Here is an 11,966-nt window from a genome sequence, read left to right on the forward strand (position 1 = left end):
CCACCACACCTTTACTATAACAAATAAAGATAGGAGGGTCAATCAAATGACTCTGAGGCCATGAAACAAGCACGAACCTCTGATATAAAATAGAGAGATCCTGTCACAAATAGCAAGTCTTTCTCTTGTGCAGAAGCTTCAAAATTATCTATAAAATCTCGATAGGAAGCAATGCTTGTATAATCTCCAAAGTCTTGCTCTTCCAAGGAACCCTGATAGTCAAAACTCGTAACATAGAGAGCTACATCAGATAAATGCTCTGTTAAATAAGTAAGCATCCCACTATAATCTTTCCGCTTTAGGGCACCAAATAAGATTTGAGGCTGATACCCTTGCTGGATTTTTTCTTGGATAAACTCAACCAAACGCTCTAGAGCTGGTAAATTGTGAGCCCCATCCAAATAGACGTGCTCAGTGACAGCTTCTAGCCTTCCAGCCCATCTGGTAGCTTGCAAGGCAGCACGTACTGCTTCTTGATCTACTTTCTCGTCTCTTTGTGCCATAAATAGTAGAAAAGCCTGCAAGGCAAGAGCTGCATTTTCCTCCTGATAGGCTCCCTCTAATCCCAATATTAGGTTGTTAAAGTCAGCTAGAGAAGAAGAGAAGTTCCCATTTCGGAAAGAAAAATCTTTATTAGCTTGGTAGAGACTTACACCCAAATTAGTAGCAGTTTTTTGACAAACGAGTTGGGCTTCCGGTGCTAAATTTGCAATCACAGCTGATTTCCCGGGCTTAAAAATTCCTGCTTTCTGCTCTGCAATTGCTGTTAAACTATCGCCCAAGGTCTCCTGGTGATCGAGGCCGATTGATGTGATGATTGCAATTTCTCCTGTCACCACATTAGTGGTATCAAGAAGTCCACCTATCCCAACTTCCAGTAGGACCAAATCTACTTTTTGCTCTTTAAAATAAAGCAAAGCAATCAAGGTCAGCAACTCAAAAAAAGATAGCTGATCGTGGGTTTCTAAAAGTCTTTGCTCCATTGCTTTGACTTGATCTGCTAAACGAATAAAATCTTCGTCCGATATAGGCTCACCATTAATACAGATACGGTCATGGATGCTGACAATGTGGGGCGAAGTAAAGGTACCAACCGTTTTCCCATGGGCAACAAAAAGCTCCCTCATAAAAGCAATAGTTGACCCCTTGCCATTTGTCCCTGTCACATGGATAATTGGATAGGTTTGCTCAGGATTCCCCAGCAAATCCACCGCTCTTTGCATCCGTCCCAATCCTGATCTAAAATTCAAGCCAATCCGACTATGAAGCCATTTTTCTACTTCAATCATGCTTATCTCCTTAACAAAAAAGCGAAGATCCTCTTCGCTTTTTACTCATTTTGCTAGATACTAGCTAAATTTTATTTTTAGCGTCAGGCTAAAAACGTTCCCCGAACTTACCAGTTCTCTCTTATTTTAAGGAACTGGGCTGATACAGTCTCCCAGACTACCTGCGTTTCTATTTTCTAGCGCAGGGCTAAAAACATCCACTGGACTGACTTGCGGTCTTCATTTCTATCGCAAGGGTAAAAATGTTCACTGAACATTTTTACTCCTCCATAAAGCTGTTGAAGACTTCTTCAATCATGTTCCATTCATCTTCTGAATCTTCAGGGATTGGTTGCAATTCACCTTCAGTTCCATCTTCATTTTCGATGAATGAGTATGCTTGGATTTCAACTTCACCGTTTTCATCTTCTTCTGCATTAACTGGTACAAGAAGAACATAGTTTTTACCAAATTCTTCTTTTCCGTCAATAGTCAAAAGGATTTCAAATAAAGTTTCGTTTCCTTGCTCATCTACAAGTGTAATAAGTTCACGTTCTTCGTGATCGTGGTTGTGATCGTGTGACATAGTTTCTCCTCTGTCTTAAAATTTTCTATCTAAATAATTTTGCAAAATCAATTGAGCTGCTAATTTATCAATGACTTTTTTACGCTTATTGCGACTAATGTCTGCTTGCTCAATCAACATGCGCTCAGCTGCAACCGTGGTTAGGCGCTCATCCTGGTACTCCACTGGTAAGCCAAAGAGTTCTTCCAGTTTTGCTCCATACGCTTGACTCGCTTCCACCCGAGGTCCACTGGTATTGTTCATGTTTTTAGGTAAACCAACAACAAAGCGCTCCACCTTATAGGTGTCAACCAATTCCTTGAGTCGTTCAAAGCCGAACTCTCCTTGATCTTCATTGATTTGGATGATTTCGAGCCCTTGTGCTGTAAACCCTAACGGATCGCTAATCGCTACTCCTACTGTTTTGGAACCAACGTCCAACCCCATAATTCTCATTGGTTATAGATCGACTCCTTGTCCCTTAAGGTAGTAGCGGACCAATTCTTCAACAATCTCATCGCGTTCGTATTTACGGATTTGATTTCTTGCGTTATTGTAACGAGGAACGTAGGCTGGGTCTCCACTGAGAACATAGCCCACAATTTGGTTAATAGGGTTATACCCCTTCTCATTCAATGAAGCATAGACTTCTGTCAATGTTTCACTAATTTCTTTTTTATTGGAATCATCCAATTTAAAACGTACGGTTTCTTCAGTAAATCCCATTCTAACACCCTCTTTCCTTAGAATAGTACTATTATAGCACATTCACAGCCATTCTACAAATGACACAGCCTGATTTTGCTGATTTTCTGTGACTTCCTTACTGGACAGTCGCGCCACTTGCAACTCGATTTTCAATATATTCTTCTGGTTCGTTTTTTAGTAGATTTTCCAATCCCACATTTTTTAAATATTCGCTTTCATTTGCCTTTTTAACGTCTAGAACTTGAAAATCATAACTTGTTTTTGTTTCAATCTCGGTTTCACTTAAAAGATTGGTTTCAAGGTTAAATCCAGGAATTTTACGTGCTTCTTGGACCGATTCATCCTTGTCTTCTCCTTCTTTCAAGGCCTTTTTTGCTTCCTCTAATCCATGCTCTGCAATAAAGTTCTTGAGGTCTTCTGAAACTTGTCGTTTTTGCTGAATCGTTAAGGTCAAGAACTGTTTGCCCTTATAGGTAATGGTCTGGGTTTGTTGAACCCCATTTTCGTCAGCAGGTAGAACAAGCGTCTTTGTTACAACTGTATTGTTATTGGCATTTTCTAGAACAGGCAAAGTTGATTGAAGAGCTTCTGTCGTTGTATCTTTAGAAGGTTCCGCAGACTCTTTTTTCTGTCCACAGCCAGCTAGCAAAAATAGGAGCGCAACTGTACCGATAACTATCTTCTTCATATTTATTTTTCCTTATTTATCTATCAAATAAGGCTAGGAGTCACTCCCAGCCTTTATGTTTTATAGTGCTGCACGTAAACGTGCTTCTGCATTTTCTACATTGCGGACAGAGCGTGGCAAGAAGGCACGAATGTCATCTTCTTTATAGCCAACTTGTAAACGTTTCTCGTCAACAAGAATTGGACTTTTTAGGATGCGTGGTGTTTCCATGATTAAATTAAGCACTTCATTGACACTCAAATCTTCGATATCAACTCCGAGAGCTTTAGCGTAGCGATTCTTTGATGATACAATGCTCGCAATTCCATTGTCTGTTTTTGTTAGAATATCTAATAATTCTTCTCTAGAAATCCCCTCTTTACCGAGGTTTTGTTCTTTATAACTTAACTGGTGGGCATTGAGCCAGGTCTTAGCTTTTTTACAGCTAGTACAACTTGAGACTGTATAAATTTTGATCATGTACCTACCCCTTTCGCTACATGTTACTATCAGTTTATTCTATTATACCATAAAAAACATCCGACTTGCGACCTATTTTTAAAAAAATTTAACTTTTTCCCCAGTTTTCTATCTTTTTTCTTGACAAAAACCGAACTATAACCATTCTTTATACTTCTTAATGTAAAATTTCTTAATAACTGTAACGCTAAACATATACAAGAAAATAATACAGATTAAGAACAAGAAGTAAGGAAGTCCTAAGGGTGCTAGACGAAGGATATTTACTAGCGGTCCATAAGGTAGACTTGTTACGAAAATTGCGGCAACCAAGGTTGTCAAGATCACAAGCCAAGCTGGTCTGCTTTGTACAAAAGGAACTTTTGCCGTACGAAGCATATGGATAACCATGGTTTGAGACCACATAGATTCAATGAACCATCCTGTTTGGAACAAGATAATAAACTGAAGGGCAGATTCAGAACCATGAACATAATGATAGCCTGTCATCAAAGGAACAATAATAAAGTAGAGGAAAATAAAGGTCAAAATATCAAAGACAGATGAGATTGGGCCCATCCAAACCATAAATCTAGTAATAGATTTTGCTTCCCATGTATGGGGTTGTTTTAGGAAGTCTTGATCCACATTATCAAATGGCAGTGCCACACAAGATAAATCGTAAACTAGGTTTAGGACAATGAGATGAACAGGAGCCATTGGTAAAAATGGCAAGAAGATACTTGCAACCAATAGTGAGAAGATATTCCCAAAGTTTGAACTAACTGTCATCTTAATATATTTGGTCATATTGGCGTAGACCTTCCGACCTTCAACGATACCTGTTTCAAGAACCATGAGATCCTTGTCCAGCAAAATAACATCAGCTGTTTCCTTTGCGATATCTACTGCTGTATCAACGGAAATTCCAACATCTGCCACCTTCATAGATGGGGCATCATTAATACCGTCACCCATATAACCAACGGCATGACCATTTCTCTTTAACTGTAGAATGATGCGGGCTTTTTGGTCAGGTGACAATTTAGCAAAGACTGTTACTTTTTCAACCACTTCTGCCAATTCTTGGTCTGTCATTTGATCAATGTCAGCACCTAAGAGCATATGCTCAACGTCCAATCCAACCTTTTCACAGATGGCTTGGGTTACTTTCTCGTTATCTCCAGTTAAAATTTTTGTTTTGACACCATGCTCAAGTAGAGCTTGAATAGCGGGTGCTGCAGATGGTTTTGGTGGATCCAAGAAGGCAAGGTAACCTGTAAGGATCATGTCACTTTCATCAGTCACAGCATAGGCATAATCTTCACGTAGACCTGACTTGTAACCAACACCTAATACACGTAAACCTTGACGGTTTAATTGACCAACTTCTGCCAGTACTTCTTGGCGAATACCTTCAGTAAGAGGGATGACTTCTCCACGATATTCCACATGTGTCGAAATGGTCAACATTTCTTCCAAGGCGCCTTTGGTTACCATACTAACAACATTGCTATCATCTTTGACGATAACACTCATGCGTCTGCGCTCAAAGTCAAATGGAAGCTCATCGATTTTTTGGAAACTGGTGTCGAGATTTTGTAAGATAGCGTGTTCCTTGGCTTCTTTTTCAGTTCTACTGATGATGGCACGGTCCATCAAGTTTTTCAAACCTGTTTGAAAATGTGAATTTAGATAAGCTCTTCTTAAGACTGCCATATCCAAATCGCCATGGATATCCAATGGGTATTCTAAGACAATCTCATCTTGCGTAAGAGTTCCAGTTTTATCCGTACATAGGATATCGATTGCTCCTAAGTCCTGGATAGCATTGAGTTTTTTGATGACTACCTTTTCCTTAGCCATGATAATGGAACCTTTTGCTAAGCTGGCTGTAATAATCATTGGCAGCATTTCTGGTGTCAGTCCGACACCCACGCTCAAGGCAAACACTCCCGCTTCTAGCCAATCTCCATCGGTTAAACCATTTGCAAAAAACACAATCGGAACCATGACAAGCATCAAGCGGATCAAGAGCCAAGAAATGCTGTTCATTTCACGTTCAAAAGAAGTTGGCTCATCATAGGTGTTGAGAGTTTGTTCGATGGCTCCCATCATGGTGTCATCCCCAACTGCTAGGACCATAGCTGTCGCACTTCCTGAGATAACGTTTGTCCCCATGAAGGCCAAAGATTCTGCTTCTAGTAGGCTATCTACATTTTGATCGGTGGCTTTATTTAAAGCTAGCTTTTCAACTGCATCACTTTCTCCAGTCAAACCTGACTGTTGAACGAAAAAGTCGCGCGATTCGAATAAGATGACATCTGCTGGAATCATGTCTCCCGCACTCAATTTCACGAGATCTCCCACAACCAACTCATCGATTGGCAACTCTTGTTCAAGACCATCGCGAATAACAGTTGCAGTGTTGACAATCATTTTTGAAAGATTGGTTGTCGCCTTGTCGCTCCGCAACTCTTGGACAAAACGGATGCCTCCTGAAATCAAAACCAAGACAACGATAATAATAGAGGTCGTAGGGTCCTCTTGACCAGGTTTGGCAAGCCAGACGTTTGTAACGAGAGAGATAAAGGCAATCACAAGCAAAATGATTGTGAAAGGATTGATAATAGACTCATAAATCTTTTTAAAGATGGAATCCTCTTGACCTTTTGTGATGGTGTTTTCACCATATAGGTCACGGTTTTCTTCGACTTGTTCTTGGTCTAAGCCTTTTAGACTTGTATGGTAAAAAGCTAGACTATCTTTTAATGGAGTTTGAATAGCTGCTGCTAGTCTTTCTTTTGTAGTTTTCATTGGTTTCTCCTATCTGTATGAATGGTGATTTCATACTCAATGAAAATCAAAGAGCAAACTAGGAAACTATCCACAGGCTGTACTTGAGTACGGCAAGGCGACGTTGACGTGGTTTGACTTTGATTTTCGAAGAGTATCATACACAGGGACCAATCACTTTATAGGGACAGAACGACACAAATCAGCGATTGGGTGTGTATGTGCGGTTCTGGATGATCGTCAATTTGCATCGTTTGTCTCCTTTCTTTGTTTTAAAACAGCAGAAAATCCTGCCATAAAATGGCAGGACTAAAAAACTTATTATCTGTTTTCGTTCAAGCTTTAACTCCATAGGGCGATGTAATGAGCTTAGTCTTGACCTTCGCGACCAGGACTGTTGACCAACGAGTAGTGTCTCCACTGCTTTGCGGTAGTCATCCGTATCCCTATGGTAGCCTCACCTACCGTTTTCGCCTTTCAGTATAAACCATTAACTAGTAAAAGTCAACGATTTATCTCATTTTTCTTAGATTACGATTAATTCTTTTGGAGCAAGGGTTAATAACTCGCAACCTGTATCTGTGATCAGGATATCATCTTCGATACGAACCCCGTATTTACCTTCGATATAAATACCTGGTTCATCAGTTAGGACCATACCAGTTTTGATAACTTCTTTGGAAGTTTGGCTAAAGTATGGCTCTTCGTGGATATCAAGTCCGATTCCGTGTCCGATACCGTGTGTAAAGTATTCTCCATAGCCTGCTTCCACAATGATATCACGGGGGATTTTGTCAAAGTCACGGAAACCTAAGCCAGCCTTAGCTTGGTCAATCAATGCTTGATTAGCCTTCAAAACAGTGTTGTAGATTTCTGCTTGTTCATTACTGACATGACCTAGGTAGATGGTACGTGTCATATCACTGACATAGTGGTCATAAAGGCACCCAAAATCCATAGTGATTGCTTCGCCTAGTTCTACTGGCTTATGCATTGGGTGAGCATGGGGTTTAGAAGAGTTGATGCCACTCGCTAGAATGGTATCAAAAGACAAGCCTGCCGCTCCCAGCTCACGCATACGGAAATCAAGGAAGTTGGCAATTTCAATTTCAGTCTTACCTGGCTTGATAAATTCAAGGGCATCGTGGAAAGCTTGGTCAGAAATGGAACAAGCCTTACGAATAGTCGCAATCTCTGTTTCATCCTTAATCATGCGAAGCGCTTCAACAAACTGTGTCTGAGGAATTAATTCCAAACCTTCAAAAGCGGCTTGCATGCGGTGGTAATAAGAAACCGAGATTTCATCTTCAAACCCGATACGAGAAAGACCCATGTCTTTAGCAATTTTTGCGATAGTAGCCAACTCGTCACGTTCCGCAAAAATCTCAAAACCAGTAACTTCTTGCTTAGCAGCGATGATATAGCGAGCATCCGTCACCAAAATTTGACGGTCACGACTGATAAAGACTGTTCCATTTGAACCCCAAAATCCTGTCAAATAGTAGACATTTTTAAGGTTGTTGATAATGATTCCATCTAGTTCTTTTTCTTGCATTTTATCTAAAAATGCTTGCACACGTTTATTCATGATGTAACTTTCCTTTCAAATACTGTCCTGTATAGCTTGCTTCATTGGCAGCTACTTCCTCTGGAGTTCCTGTTGCAATGATGGTACCACCACCAACACCGCCTTCAGGGCCTAGGTCGATAATATGGTCTGCTGTTTTGATAACATCTAGATTGTGCTCAATCACGAGAACTGTATTGCCATCCTCGACAAAGCGAGACAAAACGGTAAGCAAACGAGCGATGTCCTCCGTATGAAGTCCTGTCGTCGGCTCATCCAGAATATAGAATGACTTACCTGTTGAGCGCTTATGGAGTTCACTGGCCAGCTTCATACGTTGAGCCTCTCCGCCAGAAAGTGTCGTAGCTGGTTGGCCCAAGGTCACATAGCCTAGACCAACATCTTTGATAGTCTGGAGTTTGCGTTGAATTTTCGGAATGTGTTTGAAGAATTCTACCGCATCGTTGACGGTCATATCTAAAACTTGCGAGATATTCTTTTCCTTATAATGAACTTCCAGCGTTTCACTGTTATAGCGAGTTCCATGGCAGACTTCACAAGCTACGTATACGTCTGGCAAGAAGTGCATCTCAATCTTGATAATCCCGTCACCTGAGCAGGCCTCACAGCGACCACCCTTAACATTGAAGCTGAAACGCCCCTTCTTGTAGCCTCGAATCTTGGCTTCATTGGTTTGGGCAAAAAGGTCTCGAATGTCATCGAAAACACCTGTATAGGTTGCAGGATTAGACCTCGGTGTTCGTCCAATTGGACTCTGGTCAATGTCTATCAGACGATCGATATGCTCAATCCCTGAGATAGTCTTAAACTTTCCAGGTTTATCTGAATTGCGATTGAGTTTTTGAGCAATGGCTTTTTTGAGAATACTGTTAATGAGTGTCGACTTCCCTGAACCAGAGACCCCTGTCACCGCAATGAATTTCCCGAGTGGGAAGCGAGCGGTGATATTTTGTAGGTTGTTTTCACGCGCTCCAGTCACCTCAATAAAGCGACCATTTCCTACACGGCGTTCTGACGGCACTGGAATCGCACGTTTTCCTGATAGATACTGTCCTGTAATTGACTTACTGTTGCGAGCCACCTGCTTAGGCGTTCCTGCTGCTACAATCTCTCCACCAAAGACCCCTGCACCAGGGCCAACATCAATCAAATAATCCGCCTCACGCATGGTATCTTCATCATGTTCTACTACAATGAGAGTATTCCCTAAATCACGCATCTTTTTCAGACTGGCAATCAAACGGTCATTGTCCCTCTGGTGAAGACCGATAGACGGCTCATCAAGGATATAGAGAACTCCTGAGAGATTAGAACCAATCTGAGTTGCCAAGCGAATACGTTGGCTCTCACCACCCGATAGGGTTCCTGCAGAACGAGAAAGGGTCAGATAGTTGAGTCCGACATTATTGAGGAAGGTCAAGCGATCCTTGATTTCTTTAAGAATTGGACGAGCAATAATGGCTTCATTTTTTGATAGGGTCAACTGATCAATAGCTTCCAAATGGTCTGCGATGGAGAGGTCTGAAATTTCTCCAATATGAGGGGCTTTCTCTCCTCCTACACGAACGGATAAGGCCTGATCGTTGAGGCGATAACCGTGACAAGTGCCACAAGTTAGCTCATTCATATAAAGACGCATCTGTGTGCGGGTGTAGTCGCTATTGGTTTCATGGTAACGTCGCTTAATATTCCCTATAACACCTTCAAAGGGAATGTCAATATCACGAACTCCGCCGAATTCATTTTCATAGTGGAAATGGAATTCCTTACCATCTGAACCATAGAAAATGAGATTCTTATCCTCCTCTGACAAGTCCTCAAAAGGCGTATCCATATCCACTCCAAAGGCTGTCATGGCTTGTTCCAGCATATTTGGATAATAGTTAGAAGAGATAGGGTTCCAAGGTGCTAAGGCTCCCTCACGAAGGGTCTTGCTAGCATCTGGTACGACTAAGTCCGTATCAACCTCTAGCTTAATTCCCAAACCATCACACTCACTACAAGAACCAAACGGTGCATTGAAGGAGAAGAGACGAGGTTCTAGTTCCGGAACTGTAAAGCCGCAAACTGGACAAGCATAGTGTTCTGAAAAGAGCAACTCTGAATCATCCATAGTATCGATAACCACATAACCTTCTGCGATACGAAGGGCTGCTTCGATGGAATCAAAGAGACGACTACGGATACCTTCCTTGATAATAATACGGTCTACCACCACATCGATGTTGTGTTGTTTATTCTTTTCAAGTTCAGGAACTTCGGTCACATCATAGACAACCCCATCGACACGGACACGAACATAGCCATCCTTTTGAATTTTTTCAATCAGAGTCTTGTGTTGCCCTTTTTTCTTACGAATAACAGGAGCCAAAATCTGCAGACGCTGGCGCTCTGGCAATTCCAAAACCTTGTCGACAATCTGCTCTACAGACGAAGCCTTGATAGCGCCATGTCCATTGATACAGTAGGGTGTTCCTACACGAGCATAGAGGAGACGTAGATAATCGTTGATTTCCGTCGTTGTCCCAACCGTTGAGCGAGGGTTTTTACTAGTCGTTTTCTGGTCAATAGAAATGGCAGGGCTGAGGCCATCGATAGAGTCCACATCTGGTTTTTCCATATTGCCCAAAAACTGACGAGCGTAGGCTGATAGACTCTCTACATAGCGGCGTTGCCCTTCTGCATACAGGGTGTCAAAGGCAAGACTCGATTTGCCCGAACCCGACAGCCCCGTCACCACAACTAGCTTGTCACGTGGAATTTCCACGTCAATATTTTTTAAATTATGGGCGCGTGCCCCATGGATGACAATCTTATCTTGCATGTTACTTCTTTCTAGTCCATTGTTGCTTTCCATTATACCAAAAAAAGTGAAATTCTATTACCAAAAAAACCGAATTTGTAGTATAATAGTACGGTGCTAAAAATCACTTAAACACAGAATAGATTAGGAAAGGATAGGAGATATGAAACAAGTCTTTCTCTCAACAACAACAGAATTTAAAGAGATCGATACGCTCCAGCCGGGCACTTGGATCAATCTCGTCAATCCTACCCAAAGCGAATCGATGGAAATTGCTTCTGCTTTTGATATTGATATCGCGGACCTCCGTGCACCACTCGATGCGGAAGAAATGTCTCGTATCACGATTGAAGATGAATACACTCTGATCATCGTGGACGTTCCCATTACTGAAGAGAGAAATAACCGTACCTACTATGTGACCATCCCCTTGGGGATTATCATCACCGAAGAGGCTATTATTACCACTTGCTTGGAGCCGCTGCCACTTCTAGATGTCTTTATCAATCGGAGACTTCGAAATTTCTATACCTTTATGCGTTCGCGCTTTATCTTTCAAATCCTCTACCGCAACGCTGAAATCTACCTGACAGCCCTCCGTTCAATCGAACGTAAGAGTGAGCAAATCGAAACCCAACTTCACAAATCTACTCGAAATGAAGAATTGATTGAACTCATGGAGTTGGAAAAGACCATCGTCTACTTCAAGGCCTCTCTTAAGACAAACGAGCGCGTGATTAAAAAATTGACCAGCGCAACTAGCAATATTAAGAAATACCTTGAAGACGAAGACTTACTTGAAGATACCTTGATTGAAACGCAACAGGCCATCGAGATGGCGGATATCTATGGAAACGTCCTTCACTCTATGACGGAGACCTTTGCCTCTATCATTTCAAATAACCAGAACAATATCATGAAAACCTTGGCCCTCGTGACCATCGTTATGTCTATCCCGACTATGATTTTCTCAGCTTACGGAATGAACTTTAAGGATAATGAAATTCCTTTAAACGGAGAACCGCACGCTTTCTGGCTCATCGTCTTTATCGCCTTTGCTATGAGTGTTTCTCTCACTCTTTACCTCATCCATAAAAAATGGTTCTAAACAG

General features: G+C 41.6%; 10 protein-coding genes and 1 riboswitch. Of the genes, 1 reads left to right on the forward strand and 9 read right to left on the reverse strand.

Going from position 1 to position 11,966, the window contains the following annotated elements:
• Window positions 1-38: 38 nt before the first annotated feature.
• The 9 genes from M1F91_RS07200 to uvrA all read right to left on the reverse strand — a co-directional run bounded on the left by M1F91_RS07200 (window position 39) and on the right by uvrA (window position 10,875).
• Window positions 39-1,289 (reverse strand): folylpolyglutamate synthase/dihydrofolate synthase family protein, encoded by a 1,251-nt coding sequence (locus tag M1F91_RS07200; protein WP_247913158.1) that lies wholly within the window; start codon window positions 1,287-1,289, stop codon window positions 39-41.
• Window positions 1,290-1,548: 259 nt separating this feature from the next.
• Window positions 1,549-1,854, reverse strand: a complete 306-nt coding sequence (locus M1F91_RS07205; RefSeq protein ID WP_000017624.1) for a DUF1292 domain-containing protein — start codon at window positions 1,852-1,854, stop codon at window positions 1,549-1,551.
• A 15-nt stretch (window positions 1,855-1,869) separates the two neighbouring features.
• A complete protein-coding gene (gene ruvX, locus M1F91_RS07210; RefSeq protein ID WP_006152930.1) occupies window positions 1,870-2,289 on the reverse strand; it encodes a Holliday junction resolvase RuvX in 420 nt (139 codons plus the stop codon).
• Window positions 2,290-2,292: 3 nt separating this feature from the next.
• Complete coding sequence (locus M1F91_RS07215; protein ID WP_004250500.1) at window positions 2,293-2,559, reverse strand: IreB family regulatory phosphoprotein; 267 nt, start codon at window positions 2,557-2,559, stop codon at window positions 2,293-2,295.
• Between the two features lie 97 nt (window positions 2,560-2,656).
• Complete coding sequence (locus tag M1F91_RS07220) at window positions 2,657-3,229, reverse strand: SP0191 family lipoprotein (protein WP_247913159.1); 573 nt, start codon at window positions 3,227-3,229, stop codon at window positions 2,657-2,659.
• Window positions 3,230-3,289: 60 nt separating this feature from the next.
• Complete coding sequence (gene spx, locus M1F91_RS07225; protein ID WP_000591164.1) at window positions 3,290-3,688, reverse strand: transcriptional regulator Spx; 399 nt, start codon at window positions 3,686-3,688, stop codon at window positions 3,290-3,292.
• A 135-nt stretch (window positions 3,689-3,823) separates the two neighbouring features.
• Window positions 3,824-6,484 carry a magnesium-translocating P-type ATPase gene (gene mgtA, locus M1F91_RS07230; RefSeq protein ID WP_247913160.1) on the reverse strand — a complete coding sequence of 887 codons (2,661 nt, stop codon included), beginning with the start codon at window positions 6,482-6,484 and terminating at the stop codon, window positions 3,824-3,826.
• Window positions 6,485-6,782: 298 nt separating this feature from the next.
• Window positions 6,783-6,936: riboswitch (M-box (ykoK) riboswitch) on the reverse strand.
• A gap of 53 nt (window positions 6,937-6,989) precedes the next feature.
• Window positions 6,990-8,051 carry a Xaa-Pro peptidase family protein gene (locus M1F91_RS07235; RefSeq protein WP_247913161.1) on the reverse strand — a complete coding sequence of 354 codons (1,062 nt, stop codon included), beginning with the start codon at window positions 8,049-8,051 and terminating at the stop codon, window positions 6,990-6,992.
• Window positions 8,044-10,875 carry an excinuclease ABC subunit UvrA gene (gene uvrA / locus M1F91_RS07240; RefSeq protein WP_247913162.1) on the reverse strand — a complete coding sequence of 944 codons (2,832 nt, stop codon included), beginning with the start codon at window positions 10,873-10,875 and terminating at the stop codon, window positions 8,044-8,046. Before uvrA ends, M1F91_RS07235 begins: the two co-directional genes overlap by 8 nt.
• 142 nt (window positions 10,876-11,017) lie before the next feature.
• Between uvrA and M1F91_RS07245 the strand changes: the two genes are divergently transcribed.
• On the forward strand, window positions 11,018-11,962 hold the full coding sequence (locus M1F91_RS07245) for a magnesium transporter CorA family protein (RefSeq protein ID WP_004250490.1): 945 nt from the start codon (window positions 11,018-11,020) through the stop codon (window positions 11,960-11,962).
• Window positions 11,963-11,966 lie beyond the last annotated feature (4 nt).

Origin of the sequence: Streptococcus sp. oral taxon 431 (assembly GCF_023110115.1) — a bacterium.
Taxonomy (GTDB): domain Bacteria; phylum Bacillota; class Bacilli; order Lactobacillales; family Streptococcaceae; genus Streptococcus.